Annotated in this window: 36 protein-coding genes; all 36 read right to left on the bottom strand. The window is 39.1% G+C overall.

From position 1 onward, the window contains the following. Positions 1-21: 21 nt before the first annotated feature. Complete coding sequence (locus tag ACOKFG_RS16010) at positions 22-1,560, bottom strand: glycogen/starch synthase (protein ID WP_299486386.1); 1,539 nt, start codon at positions 1,558-1,560, stop codon at positions 22-24. A gap of 128 nt (positions 1,561-1,688) precedes the next feature. Beyond that, a complete protein-coding gene (gene eno / locus ACOKFG_RS16015) occupies positions 1,689-2,981 on the bottom strand; it encodes a phosphopyruvate hydratase (RefSeq protein WP_299486387.1) in 1,293 nt (430 codons plus the stop codon). Between the two features lie 116 nt (positions 2,982-3,097). Further along, complete coding sequence (gene carA, locus ACOKFG_RS16020) at positions 3,098-4,210, bottom strand: glutamine-hydrolyzing carbamoyl-phosphate synthase small subunit (RefSeq protein WP_299174773.1); 1,113 nt, start codon at positions 4,208-4,210, stop codon at positions 3,098-3,100. 97 nt (positions 4,211-4,307) lie between these two features. Next, positions 4,308-4,814, bottom strand: a complete 507-nt coding sequence (rplQ, locus tag ACOKFG_RS16025) for a 50S ribosomal protein L17 (protein WP_298791401.1) — start codon at positions 4,812-4,814, stop codon at positions 4,308-4,310. Between the two features lie 62 nt (positions 4,815-4,876). Further along, a complete protein-coding gene (locus tag ACOKFG_RS16030; RefSeq protein WP_097047045.1) occupies positions 4,877-5,869 on the bottom strand; it encodes a DNA-directed RNA polymerase subunit alpha in 993 nt (330 codons plus the stop codon). A gap of 18 nt (positions 5,870-5,887) precedes the next feature. Further along, positions 5,888-6,493 carry a 30S ribosomal protein S4 gene (gene rpsD / locus ACOKFG_RS16035; RefSeq protein ID WP_298791404.1) on the bottom strand — a complete coding sequence of 202 codons (606 nt, stop codon included), beginning with the start codon at positions 6,491-6,493 and terminating at the stop codon, positions 5,888-5,890. Positions 6,494-6,594: 101 nt separating this feature from the next. Beyond that, the gene (gene rpsK, locus ACOKFG_RS16040) at positions 6,595-6,987 is read right to left on the bottom strand and encodes a 30S ribosomal protein S11 (RefSeq protein ID WP_298791405.1); all 393 of its coding nucleotides are present in this window, start codon (positions 6,985-6,987) and stop codon (positions 6,595-6,597) included. 100 nt (positions 6,988-7,087) lie between these two features. Then, complete coding sequence (rpsM, locus tag ACOKFG_RS16045) at positions 7,088-7,462, bottom strand: 30S ribosomal protein S13 (RefSeq protein ID WP_298791407.1); 375 nt, start codon at positions 7,460-7,462, stop codon at positions 7,088-7,090. A 2-nt stretch (positions 7,463-7,464) separates the two neighbouring features. Beyond that, positions 7,465-7,581 carry a type B 50S ribosomal protein L36 gene (gene ykgO / locus ACOKFG_RS16050; protein ID WP_073370549.1) on the bottom strand — a complete coding sequence of 39 codons (117 nt, stop codon included), beginning with the start codon at positions 7,579-7,581 and terminating at the stop codon, positions 7,465-7,467. Positions 7,582-7,585: 4 nt separating this feature from the next. Next, positions 7,586-7,801: a translation initiation factor IF-1 gene (infA, locus tag ACOKFG_RS16055; RefSeq protein WP_014031991.1), complete on the bottom strand. Its 216-nt coding sequence runs from the start codon at positions 7,799-7,801 to the stop codon at positions 7,586-7,588. A gap of 3 nt (positions 7,802-7,804) precedes the next feature. Next, entirely contained in the window at positions 7,805-9,148 is a 1,344-nt protein-coding gene (gene secY, locus ACOKFG_RS16060) for a preprotein translocase subunit SecY (RefSeq protein ID WP_298791412.1), read from the bottom strand. A 13-nt stretch (positions 9,149-9,161) separates the two neighbouring features. Further along, positions 9,162-9,614 (bottom strand): 50S ribosomal protein L15, encoded by a 453-nt coding sequence (gene rplO / locus ACOKFG_RS16065; RefSeq protein ID WP_298791414.1) that lies wholly within the window; start codon positions 9,612-9,614, stop codon positions 9,162-9,164. Positions 9,615-9,627: 13 nt separating this feature from the next. Beyond that, positions 9,628-9,807, bottom strand: coding sequence for a 50S ribosomal protein L30 (rpmD, locus tag ACOKFG_RS16070; RefSeq protein ID WP_055397075.1), 180 nt, complete (start codon positions 9,805-9,807; stop codon positions 9,628-9,630). Positions 9,808-9,819: 12 nt separating this feature from the next. Beyond that, positions 9,820-10,344: a 30S ribosomal protein S5 gene (rpsE, locus tag ACOKFG_RS16075; RefSeq protein WP_298791420.1), complete on the bottom strand. Its 525-nt coding sequence runs from the start codon at positions 10,342-10,344 to the stop codon at positions 9,820-9,822. 7 nt (positions 10,345-10,351) lie between these two features. Next, the gene (gene rplR / locus ACOKFG_RS16080) at positions 10,352-10,705 is read right to left on the bottom strand and encodes a 50S ribosomal protein L18 (protein ID WP_298791422.1); all 354 of its coding nucleotides are present in this window, start codon (positions 10,703-10,705) and stop codon (positions 10,352-10,354) included. A gap of 11 nt (positions 10,706-10,716) precedes the next feature. Continuing rightward, positions 10,717-11,259 (bottom strand): 50S ribosomal protein L6, encoded by a 543-nt coding sequence (gene rplF, locus ACOKFG_RS16085; protein WP_298791424.1) that lies wholly within the window; start codon positions 11,257-11,259, stop codon positions 10,717-10,719. An 18-nt stretch (positions 11,260-11,277) separates the two neighbouring features. Then, positions 11,278-11,676, bottom strand: a complete 399-nt coding sequence (rpsH, locus tag ACOKFG_RS16090; protein ID WP_298791427.1) for a 30S ribosomal protein S8 — start codon at positions 11,674-11,676, stop codon at positions 11,278-11,280. 17 nt (positions 11,677-11,693) lie between these two features. Then, complete coding sequence (gene rpsN / locus ACOKFG_RS16095) at positions 11,694-11,963, bottom strand: 30S ribosomal protein S14 (RefSeq protein WP_116218582.1); 270 nt, start codon at positions 11,961-11,963, stop codon at positions 11,694-11,696. A 1-nt stretch (position 11,964) separates the two neighbouring features. Beyond that, positions 11,965-12,516, bottom strand: a complete 552-nt coding sequence (gene rplE / locus ACOKFG_RS16100; protein WP_298791431.1) for a 50S ribosomal protein L5 — start codon at positions 12,514-12,516, stop codon at positions 11,965-11,967. Between the two features lie 2 nt (positions 12,517-12,518). Further along, positions 12,519-12,830, bottom strand: a complete 312-nt coding sequence (gene rplX / locus ACOKFG_RS16105) for a 50S ribosomal protein L24 (RefSeq protein ID WP_298791433.1) — start codon at positions 12,828-12,830, stop codon at positions 12,519-12,521. A gap of 16 nt (positions 12,831-12,846) precedes the next feature. Then, the gene (gene rplN / locus ACOKFG_RS16110) at positions 12,847-13,215 is read right to left on the bottom strand and encodes a 50S ribosomal protein L14 (protein ID WP_298791435.1); all 369 of its coding nucleotides are present in this window, start codon (positions 13,213-13,215) and stop codon (positions 12,847-12,849) included. A 2-nt stretch (positions 13,216-13,217) separates the two neighbouring features. Beyond that, entirely contained in the window at positions 13,218-13,475 is a 258-nt protein-coding gene (rpsQ, locus tag ACOKFG_RS16115) for a 30S ribosomal protein S17 (RefSeq protein ID WP_109661651.1), read from the bottom strand. 13 nt (positions 13,476-13,488) lie between these two features. Further along, positions 13,489-13,680 (bottom strand): 50S ribosomal protein L29, encoded by a 192-nt coding sequence (rpmC, locus tag ACOKFG_RS16120; protein ID WP_298791440.1) that lies wholly within the window; start codon positions 13,678-13,680, stop codon positions 13,489-13,491. Between the two features lie 18 nt (positions 13,681-13,698). After that, a complete protein-coding gene (gene rplP / locus ACOKFG_RS16125) occupies positions 13,699-14,118 on the bottom strand; it encodes a 50S ribosomal protein L16 (protein ID WP_055397052.1) in 420 nt (139 codons plus the stop codon). Positions 14,119-14,138: 20 nt separating this feature from the next. Then, positions 14,139-14,855 carry a 30S ribosomal protein S3 gene (rpsC, locus tag ACOKFG_RS16130; protein WP_298791445.1) on the bottom strand — a complete coding sequence of 239 codons (717 nt, stop codon included), beginning with the start codon at positions 14,853-14,855 and terminating at the stop codon, positions 14,139-14,141. An 8-nt stretch (positions 14,856-14,863) separates the two neighbouring features. Then, positions 14,864-15,271: a 50S ribosomal protein L22 gene (gene rplV / locus ACOKFG_RS16135; protein WP_190809626.1), complete on the bottom strand. Its 408-nt coding sequence runs from the start codon at positions 15,269-15,271 to the stop codon at positions 14,864-14,866. Positions 15,272-15,278: 7 nt separating this feature from the next. Further along, positions 15,279-15,557 (bottom strand): 30S ribosomal protein S19, encoded by a 279-nt coding sequence (rpsS, locus tag ACOKFG_RS16140; protein WP_097047030.1) that lies wholly within the window; start codon positions 15,555-15,557, stop codon positions 15,279-15,281. A gap of 12 nt (positions 15,558-15,569) precedes the next feature. Further along, complete coding sequence (rplB, locus tag ACOKFG_RS16145) at positions 15,570-16,394, bottom strand: 50S ribosomal protein L2 (RefSeq protein WP_299174785.1); 825 nt, start codon at positions 16,392-16,394, stop codon at positions 15,570-15,572. Between the two features lie 9 nt (positions 16,395-16,403). Beyond that, a complete protein-coding gene (rplW, locus tag ACOKFG_RS16150; protein ID WP_298791456.1) occupies positions 16,404-16,694 on the bottom strand; it encodes a 50S ribosomal protein L23 in 291 nt (96 codons plus the stop codon). A gap of 7 nt (positions 16,695-16,701) precedes the next feature. Then, positions 16,702-17,331 (bottom strand): 50S ribosomal protein L4, encoded by a 630-nt coding sequence (rplD, locus tag ACOKFG_RS16155; RefSeq protein ID WP_298791458.1) that lies wholly within the window; start codon positions 17,329-17,331, stop codon positions 16,702-16,704. Further along, the gene (rplC, locus tag ACOKFG_RS16160; protein ID WP_298791461.1) at positions 17,331-17,948 is read right to left on the bottom strand and encodes a 50S ribosomal protein L3; all 618 of its coding nucleotides are present in this window, start codon (positions 17,946-17,948) and stop codon (positions 17,331-17,333) included. The genes rplD and rplC overlap by 1 nt, the downstream gene beginning before the upstream one ends. Before the next feature lie 158 nt (positions 17,949-18,106). Continuing rightward, positions 18,107-18,412 carry a 30S ribosomal protein S10 gene (gene rpsJ / locus ACOKFG_RS16165; protein ID WP_007094989.1) on the bottom strand — a complete coding sequence of 102 codons (306 nt, stop codon included), beginning with the start codon at positions 18,410-18,412 and terminating at the stop codon, positions 18,107-18,109. Between the two features lie 12 nt (positions 18,413-18,424). Then, positions 18,425-20,551, bottom strand: coding sequence for an elongation factor G (gene fusA, locus ACOKFG_RS16170; RefSeq protein ID WP_422861606.1), 2,127 nt, complete (start codon positions 20,549-20,551; stop codon positions 18,425-18,427). Positions 20,552-20,559: 8 nt separating this feature from the next. After that, positions 20,560-21,036, bottom strand: a complete 477-nt coding sequence (gene rpsG, locus ACOKFG_RS16175) for a 30S ribosomal protein S7 (RefSeq protein WP_298791466.1) — start codon at positions 21,034-21,036, stop codon at positions 20,560-20,562. A gap of 22 nt (positions 21,037-21,058) precedes the next feature. Beyond that, entirely contained in the window at positions 21,059-21,433 is a 375-nt protein-coding gene (gene rpsL / locus ACOKFG_RS16180) for a 30S ribosomal protein S12 (RefSeq protein ID WP_031445118.1), read from the bottom strand. A 266-nt stretch (positions 21,434-21,699) separates the two neighbouring features. Beyond that, positions 21,700-22,464: a hypothetical protein gene (locus ACOKFG_RS16185; RefSeq protein WP_422861607.1), complete on the bottom strand. Its 765-nt coding sequence runs from the start codon at positions 22,462-22,464 to the stop codon at positions 21,700-21,702. Positions 22,465-22,521 lie beyond the last annotated feature (57 nt).

A 22,521-nucleotide genomic window follows, 5' to 3' on the forward strand; every position in this document is an offset into this window, starting at 1 on the left:
GTCGAAAATTAATTGGGCAGTTTACTGCAAATGATATAAATAATTGTAATAATTATCTACGGCTTTTTTCCAAGTGAAACGCTTTTTCTTGGCAGCGGACTGAATTTTCTTCCAGGTGGGTTTGTCGTTTTTGTAAATATCCAATGCCACATCGAAAGTATCGAGCATACTTTGTATTTTTTTGTCGTACGTATCCCCGTCAAAACTAAAGCCTGTTTTCATGTGGTGAACGGTGTCTTTAAGACCTCCAGTATGGTGCACTAAACATGGATTTCCGTTTCGCATGGACAACATCTGGCTTATTCCACAGGGCTCAAAAAGACTGGGCATAAAATACAAATCAGATTCAAGGTAAATGGAATCGATCAGGTTTTCGGATTGTCCATTCGTAAATACAAAGTTTTTATGCTCATAGCTAAGCTTTCTGAAAAGTTCTTCATACTCCGGCGCACCAGTACCTAAAAGCATAAATATACCATCCACTTTTTCCAGTTTTTTCAAAATTTGAACAAAGGCTTCTGGTGACCTCTTGAAGAAGTAAAACTTCTGCTCTGTTAATCTGGCGACGCTTGAGACGATGAATTTTGGTCTATTGTCCACAAACTCCATGATTTTTTCTCCTGTATGCGCCAAAAAGTCGGCCTTATACTTCTTGGATTCTTCTTGCAACCATCTGAAAATTGCTTTTACGGTATTGCGATAGATAAATCCTTTTTCTTCTATATTGATGTTTTTATAGTTACAACCATTCAATATTCCTACAAGCCTGTCTTCCTTATCAGCCCGTAATAAATCTTTTTCCAGCCCTTCACCTCCAATAAATTCAGGCGGGGAACTTGGCAGCATCACATCATCTTTATAGGATGGTGAAACGGTATGTACGGCATCGGCAAAACGAATCCCCACTGCCATCAGATTGATACAATCTTGATAACGATAGTCCATCAACGCTTTATAATCGAAGACAACATCAGGGAACCAATTTTTTAAAGAGGAGTAATTATCATCGAAAGGTCGTATTCCCTGGATGGCTAAATTATGGATACTGTAAACAAACCGAATGTCCTTTAGGTTTTTGTATTCCTTATGGTACTCCCTTAAAAACAGCAACAGACTTGAGTGCCAATCATGCAAATGGATGATGTCCACATTTCCGAAAGAACCTTTTTTAACGGCTTCTGCAACTGCCGTGCAAAAAATGAAATACTTTATAGCATCGGTGTAAAAGGGCTCTTCTGGATCATTGTGATAAATATGGGCTATGTCACCAGCCTCAATTTCAGGATGGTGCAATACATAATGAACAATATTTGGGAATTCTTTCTTGGGTTTTACCTCATAAAGTTCAGCAGTGTATTTTAGCCCCCTAAGCATAAAGCTAAGCTTGGTCTTAAATAATCCTTCTTGGTGCAAACGTCCGTAGGATGGAACTACAACATGCACTTTATCACCATGTTCAGAAATTTGACGGGGAACATCCCGCACTACATCGCCCATTCCACCGGCCTTGCAATTAGCCAGTGCATCATTTTCCGCTGCAACAAAGAGAAAGTTGTTCATACGTTAGGTTAGTTTTTGCTTGATTTTACTTGGTTTGTCAATCAATTTAACCAAAGTTTATTGTTGAAACAAAAAAAAGCCTTTCTCAGTTCGGAAAGGCTTTCTATATACTATTAAATTATCATCAATTAATTTACTTTGAATGCTTTTTCCTGAGGATAGTAGGCTGTACTTCCCAGCTCTTCTTCGATTCTAAGCAATTGATTGTATTTTGCCATTCTATCACTTCGTGATGCAGAACCAGTTTTAATCTGCCCCGTATTCAAAGCTACCGCTAAATCAGCGATGGTGTTATCTTCAGTCTCTCCAGACCTGTGTGACATTACTGAGGTGTATCCTGCATTTTTGGCCATGTTCACAGCGGCAATAGTTTCAGATAATGTGCCGATTTGGTTTACTTTAATTAAAATGGAATTGGCAATTCCGTTTTCAATTCCTCTAGATAACCTTTCCACATTGGTTACAAACAAGTCGTCTCCAACCAACTGTACTTTGTCTCCTACTTTGTCGGTTAACATTTTCCAGCCGTCCCAATCGTTTTCATCCATTCCATCTTCGATGGATATTATTGGATACTTTTCACAAAGGTCAGCTAGGTATTGAGCTTGCTCTTCAGATGTTCTTACTTTTCCTTTATCACCTTCAAATTTGGTGTAATCGTATTTTCCATCAACGTAAAATTCAGCTGAGGCACAATCCAAGGCAATCATTACATCATCACCTAAGGTGTATCCTGCTTTATCAACAGCTTTGGCAATAGTATCCAATGCGTCCTCGGTACCGCCTTCCAAAGTAGGGGCAAAACCACCTTCATCGCCAACGGCTGTGCTCAATCCTCTATCGTGCAATACCTTTTTCAGGTTATGGAAGATTTCAGTTCCCATTTGCATGGAATGACTAAAGTCTTTTGCTTTTACGGGCATCACCATGAATTCTTGAAATGCAATGGGAGCATCTGAATGCGACCCTCCGTTGATGATGTTCATCATGGGCACTGGAAGTGTATTTGCACTTACCCCGCCAACGTAACGATATAAAGGCATTCCCAATTCGTTAGCCGCTGCCTTTGCCGCTGCCAGGGAAACTCCCAAAATAGCATTGGCGCCAAGTTTGGATTTATTGGGTGTGCCATCCAAGGCAATCATGGTCTCGTCTATCTGATTTTGTTCAAAAACCGATGTTCCAACCAACTCTTCAGCTATTATCGTATTTACGTTACTTACAGCTTGGGCAACTCCTTTTCCCATAAAAGAATCTCCTCCATCTCTCAACTCAACGGCTTCATGTTCTCCTGTAGAAGCGCCTGAAGGCACCGCTGCTCTTCCTAAAACCCCATTTTCAGTGATTACATCTACCTCAACGGTAGGATTACCTCTTGAGTCTAAAATTTGTCTTGCATGAATGTTGATAATAATACTCATCTACTTCTATTTATGGTTGAAAATTTAGTTCGGCAAAGATACAAAAGGTGCGCCTTCAAATTTCATGAAAATTGTCATGAAACGTTATGAATAACATAAAAATAACCTACAACGATTTAGTTCCTGCTGGTTTTGATCGCTTCAAAAAACTCGTCGAACAAATAATCTGCATCATGTGGTCCAGGACTGGCTTCAGGATGGTATTGCACAGAGAACACTTCTTTATCCTTCATTTTAATTCCCGCAACGGTATTATCATTTAAATGGGTATGGGTGATTTCCAATTCAGGATTTGCTTCGGTTTCTTCCCGATTTACAGCAAAACCATGGTTTTGGGAGGTTATCTCACCTTTTCCTGTCACTAAATTCAAAATTGGGTGATTGATTCCTCTGTGCCCGTTATGCATTTTATATGTAGATACGCCATTGGCCAACGCTAATACTTGGTGCCCAAGACAAATACCGAACAAAGGTTTATCGGAAGATATCATTTGTTTTGTGGTGGCAATTGCATCTGTCAAAGGCTCTGGATCTCCAGGTCCGTTGGATACGAAATATCCATCAGGATTCCACTTTTGCATTTCTTCAAACGCAGTATTGTATGGAAATACTTTGATATAAGCTCCTCTTTTGGCCAAATTTCTAAGGATGTTCTTTTTTATTCCGATATCCAAGGCTGAAATCTTGAACTCAGCATTTTCTTCGCCAAAATAATACGGCTCTTTAGTAGAAACTTTGGAGGCCAGTTCCAAGCCTTCCATACTAGGCACTTTTTTAAGCTCTTCCTTCAGTGCATCAATTTCATCCACTCGAGTAGAGATCAAAGCGTTCATGGCTCCATTATCACGAATGTAGCTTACCAAGGCCCTGGTGTCCACATCCGATATGGCAAAAAGATTGTTTTTATCCAAAAACTCTTGTAAACTCATATCAGCGCTTGGTCTTGAATATTCATAGCTAAAGTTCTTAACTATAAGTCCTGCAATCTTAATTGAATCAGATTCAACCTCGTCTGCATTGGTGCCATAATTACCAATATGGGCATTTGTAGCAACCATAATTTGTCCAAAATAAGAGGGGTCGGTGAATATTTCTTGATAACCGGTCATTCCCGTGTTGAAACATACTTCACCTACAGCGGTGCCTTCTTTGTCACCCACTGCTTTTCCATAAAAAATAGTGCCGTCGGCCAAAAGTACTAGTGCTCTTTTCTTTGATTGATACTTCATTGCGCTTTTTTTCAATTTTGGTTTAACAAAAAAACATAAAAAAAGGATAAGTTTTCACTTATCCTTTTTTCAGTAATTCAATAGTAATTAACATCTTTTATTCTTCTGAATCGTCCGCTACTTTTGTTTCAGCTACTGGAGCTGCCGCTTCCACTTTTTTACCGCCTCCTCTTCTACTTCTTCGAGTAGTTTTCTTGGCAGGGGCTTTACCGGCGTTGTACAATTCGTTGAAATCGACCAATTCGATCATTGCCATATCAGCGTTATCACCTAAACGATTACCCAATTTAATGATTCGGGTATATCCTCCTGGTCTGTCTCCAACCTTCTCGGCAACCGTGCTGAAAAGTTCAGTAACAGCTTCTTTACTTCTAAGGTTACTAAAAACAACTCTTCTGTTGTGCGTACCTTTTTCGGTAGTTTGATTGTTTTCGGTCTTCGCCTTAGTAATCAACGGCTCTACAAACTGCTTTAAAGCTTTTGCCTTAGCAACGGTAGTATTGATTCTTTTATGTTCTATTAAGGAACTGGCCATATTGGCCAACATTGCCTTTCTGTGGGCTGCTGTTCTTCCTAAGTGGTTAAATTTCTTTCCGTGTCTCATGGTATTTGTTTTATCATCTTGCTACCAAACTCGAATACTATCGAGGAGCAAAATATGATTACTTAATCTTTGTCTAATTTATATTTTGACAAATCCATTCCAAATTGAAGTCCTTTGTTGATAACCAACTCTTCCAATTCGGTCAATGATTTTTTACCAAAGTTTCTAAACTTCATCAAATCGTTTTTGTTGAAGGAAACCAAATCTCCCAAAGTATCTACTTCCGCAGCTTTAAGACAGTTCAATGCCCTTACTGAAAGGTCCATATCAACTAACTTGGTTTTCAACAACTGACGCATGTGCAATGATTCTTCATCATAGGTCTCAGTCTGTGCGATTTCATCGGCTTCCAATGTAATACGCTCATCAGAGAACAACATAAAGTGGTGAATCAAAACCTTAGCGGCTTCTGTCAATGCATCTTTTGGATGGATAGAACCATCGGTGATGATTTCAAAAACCAATTTTTCGTAATCGGTCTTTTGCTCTACCCTAAAGTTTTCGATGCTATATTTTACATTCTTTACAGGAGTGTAAACAGAATCGACCGCAATGCTACCTAAAGGAGCATTGGATTTCTTGTTTTCCTCAGCTGGAACGTATCCACGACCTTTTTCGATAATAACCTCAAGGTTAATACTTACTTTAGGATCCATGTTACAGATAACCAAATCAGGATTCAATACTTGGTATCCTGAGATAAATTTTTGGAAATCTCCAGCAGTCAATTGTTCTTTTCCACTCACTGAAACTGAAACAGTCTCGCTCTCTACATCATCAATCTGTCTTTTGAAACGAACCTGCTTAAGGTTCAAAATCATTTCCGTAACGTCTTCAACAACGCCAGGAATAACAGAAAACTCATGTTCAACTCCATCGATACGCACAGAAGTGATCGCAAAACCTTCCAAAGAGGAAAGAAGTACTCTTCTTAACGCGTTTCCAACTGTTAATCCATAACCAGGTTCCAAAGGGCGAAATTCAAATTTCCCTTCGAAATCTGTTGAATCTATCATTATAACTTTATCGGGCTTCTGAAAATTAAGTAATGCCATATTGGATTAATGTTGATTTTATTTAGAGTATAACTCGACGATTAATTGTTCCTTGATATTTTCAGGAATCTGCATTCTTTCAGGAACAGCTACGTATGTACCTTCCTTCTTTTCAGAGTTCCAGGTAATCCATTCGTAAACGCTACTGTTATTGGCCAATGAATCATTTATGGCCTGAACGGATTTTGATTTTTCTCTAATCGCAACCACATCTCCAGCTTTTAGAGAATAGGAAGGAATATTTACAATCTCACCGTTTACGGTAATGTGTCTGTGTGAAACCAATTGACGAGCTCCTCTTCTTGAAGGGGACACTCCCATTCTGTACACCACATTATCCAAACGTGACTCACATAATTGAAGTAAAACCTCACCGGTAACTCCTTTGCTACGGTTGGCTTTATCAAAAAGGTTTCTAAATTGTTTTTCCAAGATACCATAGGTATACTTGGCTTTTTGCTTCTCCATTAACTGGATTGCATATTCAGACTTTTTACCACGGCGTCTGTTGTTTCCGTGTTGTCCTGGAGGGTAACTTTTCTTTTCGAAGGCTTTATCGTCTCCGAATATCGCTTCTCCAAATTTTCTAGCGATTTTTGATGTTGGTCCTGTATATCTTGCCATCTTCTTTAGTTTTGAAAGTGCGATTATGAATTAAGGCTTATCCTTCGATAATCTACACTGCACCTTCGTGAAGACCCTTGTGGGCCCATTATGATTATTAATTAAACTCTTCTTCTTTTTGGTGGTCTACAACCGTTGTGTGGTAGTGGAGTTACGTCAATGATTTCAGTAACTTCTATTCCTGAATTGTGAATGGAACGAATCGCAGATTCTCTACCATTTCCAGGTCCTTTTACATAAACCTTTACTTTTCTAAGGCCAGCTTCGTGTGCCACTTTTGCACAATCCTCAGCAGCAACCTGGGCAGCGTAAGGAGTGTTCTTTTTAGAACCTCTGAAACCTAGTTTACCTGCAGAAGACCAAGAAATCACATCTCCTTTTTTATTGGTCAAGGAAATGATGATGTTGTTGAACGATGCGGTAACGTGTGCTTCACCTACAGATTCTACAACTACCTTGCGCTTCTTTGTTGTTTTAGTACTTGCCTTTGCCATATTTTTTAGTTTCTAGTGTTAGTTCTTAGTTATTGGAATCCTAGACTTTTACATTTCAAACAGATTCTTCTAACGTCTAAATACTAATGACTATTAATTATTATTTAGTTGCTTTTTTCTTGTTAGCAACTGTTTTTCTTTTTCCTTTTCTCGTCCTAGAGTTGTTTTTGGTACGTTGACCTCTTAATGGTAATCCTGATCTGTGACGAATTCCACGGTAACAACCGATATCCATCAAACGCTTGATGTTCAATTGTGTTTCTGAACGAAGTTCACCTTCGATGGTGTAAGAGGAAACCGCTTCACGGATTTTTCCTATTTCATCATCATTCCAATCAGAAACTTTTGTGTCCTCACTTACTTGGGCTTTTGCCAAAATCTCTTGAGCCCTACTTTTTCCAATTCCGAAAATATAGGTAAGTGAAATTACTCCACGCTTTTGTTTAGGTATATCTACACCTGCAATTCTTGCCATAATTACCCTTGTCTTTGTTTAAATCTAGGATTCTTTTTGTTGATTACGTATAATCTGCCTTTTCTGCGAACTATCTTGCATTCGGCACTTCTTTTCTTAACTGATGCTCTAACTTTCATCGTATTAGTATCTGTAAGTAATTCTTGCTTTTGTTAAATCATATGGACTCATTTCCAATTTTACCTTATCGCCCGGAAGCAATTTGATATAATGCATACGCATCTTTCCAGAAATGTGTGCCGTTACAACATGACCGTTCTCTAATTCAACTCTAAACATTGCGTTAGACAATGCTTCGATTATAGTTCCGTCTTGTTCTATTGCTGGCTGTTTTGCCATAAATTATGCTACTTTTCTATTTTTACCGGTTTTCATCAAACCATCATAATGTCTGTTCAACAAATAAGAATTTACTTGTTGTACGGTGTCAATAGCTACGCCCACCATAATCAATAGTGACGTTCCTCCATAAAACAATGCCCAACCTGCCTGCACATCCATCAACTTAACCACTACTGCAGGTAAAACTGCCAATAGCGCCAAGAAAACTGATCCTGGCAATGTAATCAACGACATTATCTTATCTAAATAATCTCCAGTTTCCTTACCTGGTCTAATTCCAGGAATGAAACCACCACTTCTTTTCAAATCATCGGCCATTTTGTTCGTAGGAACTGTAATCGCCGTGTAGAAATATGTGAATATGATGATAAGTACTGCAAACAATATATTGTAGGCCAATCCGAAAATATCGGCAAATTGAACTTCCATCCATTGTCCAACAGCAGTATTGTTAAAAGTTCTTCCCAATAAACTTGGGGCAAACATAATTGCTTGCGCAAAGATGATCGGCATTACTCCAGAGGCATTCAACTTTAATGGAATGTACTGACGCGACCCCATAACATTCTTTTCATATCCTCCTGAAGCTGTTCTTCTAGCATATTGCACTGGAATCTGTCTTACCGCCATTACCAACAGCACACTAGCCAAAATCACCAAGAACCAGATGATTACCTCAATCAGGATGAACATAATACCTCCGGTATTGTTCGTTGTTCTTGAAATAAATTCTTGAACGAATGATTGTGGCATGGTAGCGATAATCCCAATCATAATTAAAAGTGAGATACCATTTCCTATACCTTTATCGGTAATCTTTTCACCAAGCCACATCGCGAAGACACATCCTGTTACCAAAATAATTACCGCTGGCACAATGAAATCCAAACCTTTACCTAAAATAAAAGCACTATCTGGAACCCCAAGAGCTCCTAAACCAAACAAATACGCCGGTGCCTGAACTATACAAATCGCTATGGTCAACCAACGTGTAATCTGGTTAATGGTTTTTCTACCACTTTCTCCTTCTTTCTGAAGTTTTTGCAAGTAAGGAATTGCTATCCCCATCAACTGCACTACAATAGATGCAGAAATGTAGGGCATGATACCCAAAGCAAAAACAGATGCATTTGCAAACGCACCTCCAGTAAAAGCATTAAGAATTCCCAAGATTCCATTCTCGGTATTTGAGGTCAATTGTGCTAATTGGGAAGTATCTATACCAGGAAGAACAATTTGTGCACCAAAACGGTATACCAATAGTAGACCCAAGGTAATAATGATTCGTTGCCTTAGCTCTTCAATCTTCCAAATATTTGATATGGTCTCAATAAATTTCTTCATGCTTTGTTTTTCCTTATAAGCTTATTGCTTCACCTCCTGCGGCCTCGATAGCCGCTTTAGCAGAAGCAGTAAATTTATGAACAGATATTTTTAGTGCGGCCTTTAATTCACCATCTCCTAAAATCTTTACCAAGTCGTTTTTGTGTGCCAACCTGTTTTCAACAAGTATCTCTAAAGTAACTTCTTTCTTAATCACACCGCTATCGACCAATTCTTGCAATTTGCCCAAATTGATACCTTGGTATTCTTTTCTGTTGATATTCTTGAATCCAAACTTAGGAACTCTTCGTTGCAAAGGCATTTGACCACCTTCAAAACCAATCTTTTTAGAGTATCCAGATCTGGACTTGGCACCTTTGTGTCCTCTCGCAGCAGTTCCTCCTTTTCCAGAACCTTCTCCTCGTCCTAAACGTTTTCCATCTCTGTTTACAGCGCCTTCTGCTGGTTTAAGATTATGTAAATCCATGTACCGTTATATTTTAAGCTTCCTCAGTGGAAACCAAGTGTTTTACCTTATTTATCATTCCAAGGATATTAGGCGTTGCATCGTGTTCAACAACATGCCCAATCTTGCGCAAACCAAGGGCTTCCAAAGTCCTTTTTTGGTTTTGGGTCCTTTTGATAGCGCTCTTTACTTGTTTAACCTTAATCTTTGACATAATATCCTTTATTTATCCCTTAAAGACTTTTTCCAAAGAAATTCCTCTTTGCTTGGCCACAGTGCTCGCATCTCTCAATTGCAATAGCGCATCGAAAGTAGCTTTTACCACATTGTGAGGATTGGAAGATCCTTGTGACTTTGACAATACATCGTGTACTCCAACAGCTTCCAATACCGCTCTTACTGCACCACCGGCTATAACCCCGGTACCATGTGAAGCTGGCTTAATGAAAACTCTTGCTCCACCATATTTTCCTTTTTGCTCATGCGGAAGAGTACCTTTATTCAAAGGAATACGAACCAAATTCTTTTTGGCATCCTCGATAGCTTTAGCGATAGCAGTTGCTACTTCTTTAGACTTTCCTAAACCATGTCCCACAACACCATTCTCGTCACCAACAACAACAATTGCTGAAAAACCGAATGCTCTACCACCTTTGGTAACCTTTGTAACCCTTTGGACACCGACCAAACGATCTTTCAAATCCAGTCCACCTGGCTTAACTATTTCTACGTTCTTGTATTTCTGGTACATAGTTTATTTAGAATTTTAGTCCTGCTTCGCGTGCTCCTTCTGCCAATGATTTTACTCTACCGTGATATAGGTTTCCACCTCTATCGAAAGCTACGTCCTTAACACCTAGTTTAAGTGCTTTTTCCGCAATTGTTTTCCCAACTAGGGTTGCAACCTCACTTTTGGTGCCTTTTGCGTCTACATCCTTATCTCTTGAGGATGCAGCTGCCAAAGTAACTCCCTTGTCATCATCGATCAATTGAGCATATATCTCTTTGTTACTTCTGAAAACAGACAATCTTGGTCTTGCTTCAGTACCAGAAGAAATTTTTCGTATTCTTCTTCTGATTCGTAATCTTCTTTCAGTCTTAGATAATCCCATAGTCCTGCTAATTATGCTGATTTACCTGCTTTTCTTCTTAATTGCTCACCAACAAACTTGATTCCTTTTCCTTTGTAAGGTTCTGGCTTACGAAAAGCTCTGATCTTGGCAGCTACTTGACCTACCAATTGTTTGTCATGAGATGTTAGTTTTACAATTGGATTCTTTCCTTTTTCGGAAATGGTCTCAATTTTTACTTCTGGAGCAATATTCATCACAATGTTGTGTGAAAAACCTAAGGCCAAATCCAACTTCTGCCCTTGGTTGCTTGCTCTGTATCCTACCCCTACTAATTCCAACTCCTTGGTCCATCCTTTAGATACACCTGCTACCATATTGTTGATAAGGGAACGATACAGCCCGTGTCTCGCTTTATGATCTTTTGAATCAGATGGTCTTGCAACATGAACGCCTCCATCTTCAACCTTTACCGCAACTCCTGAAAATTCTTGGGTCAATTCGCCCATCTTACCTTTTACGGTAACTACATTCTCGTTCACTTCAACAGTGACACCTTCGGGAATTGTAATTGGATTGTTACCTATTCTAGACATTTTTCTACTCTTTCTATATTAATAAACGTAGCACAAAACTTCGCCACCAACGTTATCTTGTTTGGCCTGTTTGCTAGTCATTACACCATGAGAGGTCGAAACTATAGCAATACCCAAGCCGTTTAGAACTCTTGGTAATTCCTCTGATCCAGCATATTTACGCAAACCTGGCTTACTTACCCTTTGCAATTTCTTAATGACTGGTTCTTTGGTAAATTTATCGTACTTCAAGGCTATTTTAATATTTCCTTGAAGGTTATCTTCTTCAAACTTATAGCTCAAAATATATCCTTGGTCGAACAATATTTTGGTAATCTGCCTCTTTAGGTTTGAAGCTGGTACGTTAACCACCCTGTGACCTGCTCTACTGGCATTTCTTACTCTTGTCAGATAATCTGAAATTGGATCTGTTAGCATTTTTCTTCTTTATCGGTTTACCAACTTGCTTTTTTAACTCCTGGAATCAAGCCTTGATTGGCCATCTCCCTGAAAGTAACCCTTGAGATACCAAATGTTCTCATGTATCCTCTTGGTCTTCCAGTCAATTTGCAACGATTGCGCATACGTACAGGAGATGCATTTTTAGGTAGCTTTTGCAAAGCTTCGTAATCTCCAGCTTCTTTTAGCGCTTTTCTTTTCTCAGCGTATTTTGCAACCATTTTGGCCCTTTTTCTTTCACGGGCTTTCATTGATTCCTTAGCCATATCAGTTCTTTTTAAAGGGTACTCCCAATTCGGTTAACAATGATTTTGCTTCTTTATCTGTTTCAGCAGAGGTAACGAAAGTGATGTCCATTCCGTTAATTCTGTTGATTCTATCAATATTGATTTCTGGAAAAATAATCTGCTCGGTAACGCCAAGGTTGTAATTTCCTCTTCCGTCAAAACCGTTGGCCTTCACTCCCTGAAAATCCCTAACCCTTGGAAGGGCAGAGGTTATCAATCTGTCCAAAAACTCATACATACGCTCACCTCTTAGGGTCACTTTGGCCCCAATTGGCATTCCTTTTCTCAATTTAAAGGAAGCAACGTCTTTTTTGGAAAGTGTGGCAATAGCTTTTTGTCCGGTAATATTGGTCAATTCTTCCACAGCATGATCAATCAGTTTCTTATCCGAAACCGCTGCACCGACACCACGGCTAACCACTATTTTTTCCAATTTAGGAACCTGCATTACATTTTTGTAACCAAACTCCTCGGATAGTGCTTTAACAACACGCTCCTTATATTCTTGCTTTAATCTTGGAATGTAACCCATAACTAAATTACTTCTTTGGATTTTTTGGCGAACCTTACTTTTTTTCCATCCCTTTCTTCATATCCAACTCTTGTAGTATCACCAGATTTTGGATCAATCAACGAAAGATTGGAAATATGTATAGGTGCCTCTTTCTTTACAATACCTCCCTGAGGATTCTTTGCACTAGGCTTCTCATGTTTAGATACGGTATTGACACCTTCTACGATAGCTTTGTTCTTATCGCTGTCAACTTTAAGCACCTTCCCCTCGGATCCTTTGTGATCTCCGGTGACGACTCTTACTGTATCTCCTGTTTTTATTTTCAACTTCATCTTGCTGATATTTCTTTTAAAGTACCTCTGGAGCTAGTGAAACAATCTTCATGAACTGCTTATCCCTAAGTTCTCTAGCGACAGGTCCAAAAACCCTTGTTCCCCTCATTTCCCCAGTTGGGTTTAACAATACACAAGCATTGTCATCGAAACGAATGTAAGAACCGTCAGGTCTTCTTACTTCTTTTTTGGTTCTAACCACAACTGCAGTTGATACTGAACCTTTTTTTACAGTTCCATTAGGTGCAGCTTCCTTAACGGTTACTACAATCTTATCTCCCAAAGAAGCATATCTTCTTTTTGTTCCCCCAAGTACGCGGATGGTCAAAACTTCTTTTGCACCGGTGTTGTCCGCAACTTTTAATCGTGATTCTTGCTGTACCATAATTATTTAGCTCTTTCAAGGATTTCAACCAATCTCCAGCACTTAGTCTTGCTCAATGGTCGGGTTTCCATTATTTTAACGGTATCGCCTTCCTTGCAATCGTTCTTTTCGTCGTGGGCAACATACTTTTTGGTCTTCAGAACGAACTTACCATACATCGGGTGCTTCACTCTTTTTACCTCGGAAACCACAATTGATTTCTCCATTTTGTTGCTGGTAACAACCCCTATTCTTTCTTTTCTTAAGTTTCTTTTTTCCATAAGGCAGAACCAATTATTGTAATTCCCTTTTTGTTAATTCTGTTGCAAGTCTTGCCACCGTCCTTCTCGTTTTCTTAATCTGTAAAGGATTTTCCAAAGGCGTAACGGAATGTGCCATTTTTAAATCAGCATGTTGCTTTTTTAAATCGGTCAACTTTTCCTTTAGTTCTTCAATTGAAAGTTCTTTTATTTCTGCTTGTTTCATCTTCTTTTCAATTAAAAATTAAGCGGAATAATCCCTAGCTACGATAAACTTGGTTTTCACTGGCAATTTTTGAGCTGCAAGTCTCAATGCTTCTTTTGCAATATCCATAGGAACTCCTGCAACTTCGAACATAATCCTTCCAGGCTTAACAACGGCAACCCAATATTCTGGAGCACCCTTACCTTTACCCATACGTACCTCTAGAGGTTTCTTCGTGATAGGCTTGTCCGGGAAAATTTTTATCCACAATTGACCTTGCCTTTTCATATACCTTGTCGCAGCAATACGCGCAGCCTCTATCTGACGGGAGGTGATGAAGTGAGAGTCCAAGGATTTGATACCGAACATTCCATTGGAAAGCTGGTGTCCTCTTTGGGAATTCCCTTTCATACGTCCCTTCTGGGCTTTACGAAATTTTGTTCTTTTTGGCTGTAACATTTTACCTTTACTTTATCTTATTACTTTCTACGACGTTGTGGTTTTTTACCATCACGCTTGTCGCCTTTACCTTGACCTTTGGACAATCCTACTAGTGGGGAAAGTTCTCTTTTTCCGTAAACTTCACCCTTCATGATCCAAACTTTGATTCCCAATCTTCCGTAGGTTGTATGTGCTTCATGCAAAGCATAATCCACATCAGCACGGAAAGTTGACAGAGGAATTCTTCCTTCCTTGTAAGATTCCGAACGTGCCATTTCAGCTCCGTTCAAACGTCCAGAAATCTGAATTTTGATACCTTCTGCATTCATACGTATTGCAGCTGCAATCGCCATTTTGATGGCACGACGGTATGAAATTCTGCTTTCAATTTGTCTTGCGACACTAGCAGCAACCAAGTTGGCATCCAATTCAGGTCTCTTGATTTCATGAATATTGATCTGAACCTCTTTGTTGGTGATTTTCTTAAGCTCTTCTTTAAGTTTATCAACCTCTTGTCCACCTTTACCAATGATAATACCAGGTCTAGCCGTAGTAATAGTAATGGTGATCAATTTTAGAGTTCTCTCTATAATTACCCTTGACACACTGGCTTTTGCCAAACGTGCATGGACATATTTTCTAATCTTATCGTCCTCTGCAAGTTTATCGCCGTAATCATTGCCTCCGTACCAGTTGGATTCCCATCCTCTGATAATTCCTAAGCGATTTCCTATCGGATTGGTCTTCTGTCCCATATTATACTCTAGCTTTGAACGTTGTTGTTAGATTCCAAAATCATGGTAACATGGTTGGAACGTTTTCTAATTCTGTGTGCTCTTCCTTGTGGCGCAGGTCTAAGTCTTTTCAACATAGTTCCTCCATCCACACGGATTTCCTTAATAAAAAGATCAGCATCCTCAATACTTGCATCTTCATTCTTAGCTTCCCAGTTGGCAATTGCTGAAAGCAATAATTTTTCCAACTTTCTTGAAGCTTCTTTTGGGTTGAACCTTAAAATAGCCAAGGCCATTTCTATCTGCTTACCTCTGATTAAATCAGCGACCAAACGCATCTTTCTTGGTGAGGTTGGGCAGTTGTTCAACTTTGCGATAGCAAGCTGTTTTTTCTCTTCTTTTAACCTTTCGGCCATTTGTCTTTTACGAACTCCCATAGCTTACTTACTTTTTACCTTTGTTTTTAGCTCCTGCATGACCTCTAAAAGATCTTGTAGGTGAAAATTCTCCAAGCTTGTGACCCACCATGTTTTCAGTAACATATACAGGAACAAATTGTCTCCCGTTGTGCACCGCGATGGTCTGTCCTACGAAATCCGGAGTTATCATTGAGGCTCTCGACCATGTTTTGATAACCGTTTTCTTACCTGAATCTATATTGTTCTGGACTTTCTTTTCCAGACTATGATGAACGTAAGGTCCTTTTTTTAATGAACGTGCCATTTACTTTTTCTTTTATTTCTTTCTACGTTCTATGATGTATCTATTGGTGTCCTTGGTCTTAGAACGCGTTCTAAATCCTTTAGCAGGAATACCGTTCTTAGATCTTGGATGACCTCCTGAAGCTCTTCCTTCACCACCACCCATTGGATGATCGACGGGGTTCATAGCTACTGGTCTAGTTCTTGGCCTTCTACCCAACCATCTGCTTCTACCTGCTTTACCAGATACTAACAATTGGTGGTCAGAGTTGGAAACAGCTCCAACAGTGGCCAAACAATTGGCCAAAATCATTCTTGTCTCACCAGAAGGCAATTTGATAGTAACAAATTTTCCATCCTTAGCCATCAACTGAGCAAATGTACCAGCACTACGTGCCATAACAGCACCTTGACCAGGCCTTAATTCGATACACGAAATAATGGTACCCAAAGGAATTTCACTTAATGGAAGTGCATTTCCAATTTCTGGGGAAGCCTTTGGTCCTGAAGAAACCTTCTGACCAACTTGCAATCCGTTTTGGGCAACTACATATCTTTTTTCACCGTCTTTATACTCAATTAGAGCGATAAATGCAGTTCTGTTAGGATCGTACTGGATGGAAACCACTTTGGCATCCATTCCTTGCTTATCTCTTTTGAAATCGATAATACGATACCTTCTTTTATGACCTCCACCTCTATGGCGAATCGTCATTTTTCCTTGACTGTTCCTACCACCTGACTTTTTTAACGGAGCAAGCAAGCTTTTTTCCGGCTTATCAGTAGTAATCGCGTCAAATCCGTTTACTACTCTAAAACGCTGTCCAGGGGTTATCGGTTTTAATTTTCTAACTGACATTTCTAGTCTTTATAGATTACTGTAAAAATCAATAATATCACCTTCCACCACATCTACAATTGCTTTTTTCAAAGCATTGGTTTTTCCGTGTTGGATTCCTGTTTTTGTATAACGACTCTTACGGTTTGGACCATAATTCATGGTTCTCACCTTTTCTACAGAAACACCATAAGTAGCCTCCACAGCTTCTTTAATTTGAAGCTTGTTGGCTGTTGGGTCAACGTAGAAACCATAACGATTGAAAAGCTCGCTATCAGCGGTCATTTTTTCCGTAATGATTGGTTTTATCAACACACTCATGATATTCTTATTTCTTAAGGTTCGATTCTATTCCTTCCAAAGCACTCTCCGTCAACACGATATTGTTTGCATTAACAATTTTGTAAGTACTTAATTCTGAGTTGATTACAACTTCAGAACGCTCCAAATTGCGCGACGACAAATATACATTATTATTGGAACCGCCCAACACTATTAGAGACTTTTTGTTTTCTATACCCAAAGAGCTCAAAAATGCTTTGAAATCTTTTGTCTTTGGTGCCTCAAAATTGAAGTCCTCAACAACTGTGATTGCCTTCTCTTTTGATTTCAATGTCAACGCTGATTTACGAGCCAAACGCTTGACATTTTTATTCAATTTTTGGGAATAATCTTTTGGTCTTGGGCCAAAGATTCTACCACCACCCTTAAAAATTGGAGATTTGATACTACCTGCTCTTGCAGTACCTGTTCCCTTCTGCTTCTTAATTTTACGGGTACTACCGGCAATCTCTGCTCTTTCCTTGGATTTATGAGTACCTTGTCTCTGATGGGCCAGGTATTGCTTTACATCCAAATAGATGGCATGCTCATTAGGCTCTATCCCGAATACATCATTAGAAAGGTCAACCTTTCTACCTGTATCTTTTCCTTTGATATCTAAAACTGCAACCTTCATTACTTCTCAATTGTTACGTAAGCATTCTTGTGACCAGGAACAGCACCTTTTACTACGATAAGGTTTTTCTCTGGAACCACTTTCAATACTCTTAAGTTTTGAACTGTAACTCTATCACCACCCATTCTACCGGCCATTTTCATTCCTTTGAAAACTCGGGCAGGATAAGATGCCGCACCAATGGAACCTGGAGCTCTTAATCTGTTATGCTGACCGTGTGTTGCTTGACCAACACCAGCAAAACCATGTCGCTTAACAACTCCTTGGAATCCTTTTCCTTTTGATGTACCAATTACATCAACAAATTCACCTTCTGCAAAAAGGTCGGCACCAACGGTGTCTCCCAATTTGTATTCTCCTTCAAAATCACGGAATTCAACGACTTTCTTCTTTGGAGAAGCACCTGCTTTTTTTACATGGCCCAATTCGGCCTTGTTTGCACGTTTTTCTGCCTTGTCATCGAAACCCAGTTGAAGGGCATTGTACCCGTCGACCTCTTCGGTTCTGACTTGGGTAACCACGCAAGGTCCAGCCTCAATAACGGTACATGGAATGTTCTTTCCATTTTCGTCGAAGATGCTGGTCATGCCGATTTTTCTTCCTATTAACCCAGACATATATATTAATTAATTGTTTACTTTTTAAAGCGCCAATATCTTGGCAAAAAAATTGGGTCAAAGAAAAATTCTGTGACCCAGATAAGTTTTCTTTTTCCCGTTTTTCCTTCGCACGCAGCTCAGGACATGTTCACCTTTCCTTTAAAAGGCGTGCAAATTTACACTTTTATTTCGACTTCAACACCACTTGGAAGCTCTAATTTCATTAAAGCATCGATAGTTTTTGAAGAAGAGCTATAAATATCCAATAATCTCTTATAAGAACTTAGTTGGAATTGCTCTCTCGATTTCTTGTTCACGTGAGGTGAACGCAAAACTGTAAATATTTTTTTGTGCGTTGGCAACGGAATTGGTCCCGTAACTACTGCACCTGTTGTCTTAACTGTTTTCACAATTTTCTCAGCAGATTTATCCACTAAATTGTGATCATAAGATTTAAGCTTTATTCTAATTTTTTGACTCATCTTGCTGAAAAATTAAGCGGTTACACCTTTAACTGATTTAATAACTTCTTCTGCAATATTCGTTGGAGTTTCTGCGTAGTGTGAAAATTCCATTGTTGAAGTAGCTCTACCTGATGACAATGTTCTTAATGAAGTAACATAACCAAACATTTCAGATAAAGGTACTTCACCTTTTACCACCTTAGAACCAGCTCTATCACTCATATCACTAATAGTTCCTCTACGTCTGTTCAAGTCACCAACAATATCACCCATGTTTTCTTCAGGTGTTAACACCTCAATCTTCATTATAGGCTCCATCAATACTGATCTAGCAGACTTAGCAGCAGCTTTGTACCCCATTTTTGCAGCCAATTCAAAGGACAATGAATCTGAATCCACAGGGTGGAAAGAACCATCCTTTAAAGTAACCTTCATGCTATCCATCTCAAATCCAGCTAAAGGACCATTCTTCATGGCTTCCTTAAATCCTTTTTCTACAGATGGAATATATTCTTTAGGAATATTACCTCCTTTAATTGTGTTTACAAATTCCAATCCTACCACTTCATCACCAGCTGGCTCCATAGTAAAGACGATATCAGCAAATTTACCACGACCACCAGACTGTTTCTTATAAACTTCTCTATGGTCAGCAGATTGTGTAATTGCCTCCTTGTACTCAACTTGGGGCTGTCCTTGGTTCACTTCAACCTTAAACTCACGACGCAAACGGTCAACAATAATATCCAAGTGAAGCTCACCCATACCAGAAATAATGGTTTGACCTGAGGCTTCATCCGTTTTTACCTGGAACGTAGGATCTTCTTCAGCCAATTTTGCCAAAGACATACCCAATTTATCTACATCAGCCTTTGTTTTAGGCTCAACCGCAATACCGATTACTGGATCAGGGAAATCCATGCTCTCAAGAACAATAGGATGTTTCTCAGCAGACATAGTATCACCAGTCTTGATATCCTTAAATCCTACGGCAGCACCAATATCTCCAGCTTCTATGTACTCAATAGCATTTTGCTTATTGGAGTGCATTTGATAGATACGAGAGATACGCTCTTTCTTACCTGAACGATTGTTCAAAATGTAAGATCCAGCGTCCAATCGACCAGAATACGCTCTAAAGAATGCCAAGCGACCAACAAATGGGTCAGTAGCAATCTTAAATGCTAAAGCTGAAAATGGCTCTTTTGGATCTGGCTTTCTTGTAATCTCGTTTCCAGTGTTTGGATCAGTACCTACAATATCATCCTTATCAATAGGTGATGGCAAGTAGCGACAAACAGCATCCAGCAAGAATTGAACTCCTTTATTTTTGAATGAAGAACCGCAAATCATTGGAATGATCGCTCTATCCATAACGGCAGCCCTCAATGCGGCATGTACTTCTTCTTCGGTGATAGAATCTTCATCTTCAAAGAATTTTTCCATCAACTCCTCATCATATTCAGCAACCGCTTCAATTAAAGCAGCTCTATACTCCTTAACTTCGGCTTTCATTTCCTCAGGAATATCGACAACATCAAAAGTAGAACCGAAGCCCTCTTCATGCCAAACGATAGCTCTGTTCTTTGCCAAATCCACGATTCCTTTGAAATCAGCTTCGTCTCCAATAGGCAAAACAATTGGAACCGCATTGGAACCCAACATGGTTTTAACCTGATTACAAACCATTAGGAAATTAGATCCCTGACGGTCCATTTTGTTAACGAAACCAATTCTAGGCACTTTATAGTTATCGGCCAATCTCCAGTTCGTTTCAGATTGTGGCTCAACACCATCAACTGCACTGAACAAGAAAACCAATCCATCCAAAACACGCAATGAACGGTTTACCTCTACGGTAAAATCCACGTGTCCGGGAGTATCAATAATATTAAAGTGATATCCTTTTGCATCAGCTGTAGGTTGACCATTTTCAGTAGGAAACTGCCATGTACAAGTTGTAGCCGCAGAGGTAATGGTAATACCACGCTCTTGCTCTTGCTCCATCCAGTCCATTGTAGCTGCACCATCGTGCACCTCACCGATTTTATGACTTACACCAGTATAGAAAAGAATACGCTCTGTAGTAGTAGTTTTTCCAGCATCAATATGAGCTGCAATACCAATATTCCGTGTATATTTTAAATCTCTTGACATTTTACCAACTAGAATCTAAAGTGTGAGAATGCTTTATTGGCCTCAGCCATTTTGTGTGTATCAACTCTTTTCTTGACAGCAGCGCCTTCTTCTTTTGCAGCGGCCAAGATTTCGGCAGCCAATTTTTGCGCCATAGATTTTTCATTACGCTTTCTTGCGTAGCTGATCAACCATTTCATAGCGGTTGAAATCTTTCTGTCAGGACGAATCTGCATAGGAATCTGGAACGTTGCCCCACCTACTCTTCTACTTCTTACCTCCACGTGTGGCATTACATTGGAAAGTGCATCCTTCCAAAGCTCCAATCCGTTTTTCTCTTCGTCTGTATTTTTCTCTTCAACAACATCAATCGCATCATAAAAGATTTTAAATGCAACTGATTTTTTTCCATCCCACATCATCATGTTCACGAAACGCGTCACCAATTGATCATTAAATCTTGGATCCGGCAACAACGGCCTTTTCTTTGCCTGTCTTTTTCTCATTTCTTCTTCTTAAAAGTGTTAATTACTTTTTAGGACGTTTTGCACCGTACTTAGATCTACGTTGTGTTCTTCCTGCAACTCCTGCAGTATCCAAAGCACCACGGACGATGTGATATCTAACTCCTGGCAAATCCTTTACTCTTCCACCTCTTACCAATACTATCGAGTGCTCTTGGAGGTTATGTCCTTCTCCAGGGATATAAGCATTCACTTCCTTACCATTTGTAAGCCTAACCCTAGCAACTTTTCGCATTGCAGAGTTTGGTTTCTTAGGTGTAGTAGTGTAAACACGCGTACAAACCCCTCTTCTTTGAGGACACGAATCCAAAGCAGCCGATTTACTCTTCTTGGTAATTGTGACTCTTCCTTTTCGTACTAATTGTGAAATTGTTGGCATTAAAAATTTCTATTAAATAAAAATAACCCTCTTTTTGAGGGCTGCAAATGTAGTGATATTTCGGAATAATTCAAATGCCTTGCAATTTTTTTACAAGAATATTCCAACCTCATTGACGATCAAAGGCAAGGTTACATTTATCAGGAATTAACAACAAAGTGAAAAATTATCAATTCTGGATGGAAAACACGCAAAATATGACAATGAAAAAGGAGCTAAATTTCTTACTTATATATTAAGGTATAAACAATAAGTTGAAGAAACACTTAAAATGAGGTTTGTTCATTGGAGTTTACAAAACTCACCAACTTGACCAGATCTTCCTTTTCTTTAAAATTGATATTGTTATCCTTAATAAACTTTTTAACCTCAGTTTGTTTTTCCTTGGAAACGAGTTCCATGAAAGATTTTTTAGAATTCTTGACTCGCTGAGGATTCTTATCACCTATTCCTATATAATAGGAGTTAGAATTCAAAAATTGTGGAGGCACAGGCTCATGGAATGAGGTTTCGGGTTTTTTGCCCTCTTTGAAATTTTTAGCCTTTTTATGATATAAACTATACCGTCCGTTTGATACAAGCTCGGACAGATATCCTTCAATTAAGTTCTTTTCAGTATCCAAAAAACTTCGTAGCACATATATTTCATTTCCAATCTCAAAAGACAATCGAGTGCTTTTAGAGATAGCCTCAACCTCATGCTTTTCAGTTTTCTTTGCCTCTATTTCATCCGCATAGGCATTATACCTCATAAGGTAGCTTCCATAGTATTGATCACCCAAGAATACTTTTCCCATTTGGAAATCTTCATTATAATACATAGAACCCCTTATGTCGGATATTTTAATTGGTTTTCCGTTCCAATTCCTAAGCCTATTTGTCAACTCATTCATATGAGCGGCCATGGTTGTGTTGTTCCAAACAGGTCCAGCTGAACTTAATGCACTTGATCCTTGCTGCGAAAAGCCGTGGCGAGGAAAGAATAGTCCATTGAGTAAAAGCAGTAAACCTAGAAGATGATTGGTTCTCATTATCTTATTTTAGGATCAATCTACAATTATTAAAACTTTAGGAGGTACTTCTAAATC

The organism is Flagellimonas rhodophyticola, assembly GCF_049332665.1.
Classification (GTDB): domain Bacteria; phylum Bacteroidota; class Bacteroidia; order Flavobacteriales; family Flavobacteriaceae; genus Flagellimonas.

Bases quoted from the DNA above. Each gene is read 5' to 3' on its own strand.
- rpsC (WP_298791445.1), bottom strand. From the start codon at position 14,855: ATGGGACAGAAGACCAATCCGATAGGAAATCGCTTAGGAATTATCAGA.
- rpsM (WP_298791407.1), bottom strand. From the start codon at position 7,462: ATGGCAAGAATTGCAGGTGTAGATATACCTAAACAAAAGCGTGGAGTA.
- infA (WP_014031991.1), bottom strand. From the start codon at position 7,801: ATGGCAAAACAGCCAGCAATAGAACAAGACGGAACTATAATCGAAGCA.
- fusA (WP_422861606.1), bottom strand. From the start codon at position 20,551: ATGTCAAGAGATTTAAAATATACACGGAATATTGGTATTGCAGCTCAT.
- rplQ (WP_298791401.1), bottom strand. From the start codon at position 4,814: ATGAGACACGGAAAGAAATTTAACCACTTAGGAAGAACAGCAGCCCAC.
- rpsE (WP_298791420.1), bottom strand. From the start codon at position 10,344: ATGTACCAGAAATACAAGAACGTAGAAATAGTTAAGCCAGGTGGACTG.
- rplR (WP_298791422.1), bottom strand. From the start codon at position 10,705: ATGGGATTATCTAAGACTGAAAGAAGATTACGAATCAGAAGAAGAATA.
- ACOKFG_RS16030 (WP_097047045.1), bottom strand. From the start codon at position 5,869: ATGGCATTACTTAATTTTCAGAAGCCCGATAAAGTTATAATGATAGAT.
- rpsS (WP_097047030.1), bottom strand. From the start codon at position 15,557: ATGGCACGTTCATTAAAAAAAGGACCTTACGTTCATCATAGTCTGGAA.
- rpsJ (WP_007094989.1), bottom strand. From the start codon at position 18,412: ATGAGTCAAAAAATTAGAATAAAGCTTAAATCTTATGATCACAATTTA.
- rpsG (WP_298791466.1), bottom strand. From the start codon at position 21,036: ATGAGAAAAAGACAGGCAAAGAAAAGGCCGTTGTTGCCGGATCCAAGA.
- rpsQ (WP_109661651.1), bottom strand. From the start codon at position 13,475: ATGGAAAAAAGAAACTTAAGAAAAGAAAGAATAGGGGTTGTTACCAGC.
- rplW (WP_298791456.1), bottom strand. From the start codon at position 16,694: ATGAGTGTGTTGATAAAACCAATCATTACGGAAAAAATGACCGCTGAT.
- ACOKFG_RS16185 (WP_422861607.1), bottom strand. From the start codon at position 22,464: ATGAGAACCAATCATCTTCTAGGTTTACTGCTTTTACTCAATGGACTA.
- ACOKFG_RS16010 (WP_299486386.1), bottom strand. From the start codon at position 1,560: ATGAACAACTTTCTCTTTGTTGCAGCGGAAAATGATGCACTGGCTAAT.
- rplN (WP_298791435.1), bottom strand. From the start codon at position 13,215: ATGGTACAGCAAGAATCACGATTAAAAGTTGCGGACAACACCGGTGCA.
- rpsL (WP_031445118.1), bottom strand. From the start codon at position 21,433: ATGCCAACAATTTCACAATTAGTACGAAAAGGAAGAGTCACAATTACC.
- rpsD (WP_298791404.1), bottom strand. From the start codon at position 6,493: ATGGCAAGATATACAGGACCAACATCAAAAATCGCTAGAAAATTTGGA.
- ykgO (WP_073370549.1), bottom strand. From the start codon at position 7,581: ATGAAAGTTAGAGCATCAGTTAAGAAAAGAAGTGCCGAATGCAAGATA.
- rplE (WP_298791431.1), bottom strand. From the start codon at position 12,516: ATGGGTTACATTCCAAGATTAAAGCAAGAATATAAGGAGCGTGTTGTT.
- rpmD (WP_055397075.1), bottom strand. From the start codon at position 9,807: ATGTCAAAGATTAAGGTTAAACAAGTAAAGAGCGCTATCAAAAGGACC.
- rplV (WP_190809626.1), bottom strand. From the start codon at position 15,271: ATGGGAGTTCGTAAAAGACAAATGGCCGAAAGGTTAAAAGAAGAGAAA.
- rplX (WP_298791433.1), bottom strand. From the start codon at position 12,830: ATGAAGTTGAAAATAAAAACAGGAGATACAGTAAGAGTCGTCACCGGA.
- rplD (WP_298791458.1), bottom strand. From the start codon at position 17,331: ATGAAGGTTGCAGTTTTAGATATCAAAGGAAAAGATACAGGTAGAAAG.
- rplF (WP_298791424.1), bottom strand. From the start codon at position 11,259: ATGTCTAGAATAGGTAACAATCCAATTACAATTCCCGAAGGTGTCACT.
- eno (WP_299486387.1), bottom strand. From the start codon at position 2,981: ATGAGTATTATTATCAACATTCATGCAAGACAAATTTTAGACTCAAGA.
- rplB (WP_299174785.1), bottom strand. From the start codon at position 16,394: ATGTCAGTTAGAAAATTAAAACCGATAACCCCTGGACAGCGTTTTAGA.
- secY (WP_298791412.1), bottom strand. From the start codon at position 9,148: ATGAAGAAATTTATTGAGACCATATCAAATATTTGGAAGATTGAAGAG.
- rplC (WP_298791461.1), bottom strand. From the start codon at position 17,948: ATGTCTGGGTTAATAGGAAGAAAAATCGGCATGACCAGCATCTTCGAC.
- rpmC (WP_298791440.1), bottom strand. From the start codon at position 13,680: ATGAAACAAGCAGAAATAAAAGAACTTTCAATTGAAGAACTAAAGGAA.
- rpsH (WP_298791427.1), bottom strand. From the start codon at position 11,676: ATGCTAACAGATCCAATTTCAGATTATCTGACAAGAGTAAGAAATGCC.
- rpsK (WP_298791405.1), bottom strand. From the start codon at position 6,987: ATGGCAAAGGCAAGTACTAAAACAACAAAGAAGCGCAAGGTAGTTGTA.
- rplO (WP_298791414.1), bottom strand. From the start codon at position 9,614: ATGGATTTACATAATCTTAAACCAGCAGAAGGCGCTGTAAACAGAGAT.
- carA (WP_299174773.1), bottom strand. From the start codon at position 4,210: ATGAAGTATCAATCAAAGAAAAGAGCACTAGTACTTTTGGCCGACGGC.
- rpsN (WP_116218582.1), bottom strand. From the start codon at position 11,963: ATGGCTAAGGAATCAATGAAAGCCCGTGAAAGAAAAAGGGCCAAAATG.
- rplP (WP_055397052.1), bottom strand. From the start codon at position 14,118: ATGTTACAGCCAAAAAGAACAAAATTTCGTAAAGCCCAGAAGGGACGT.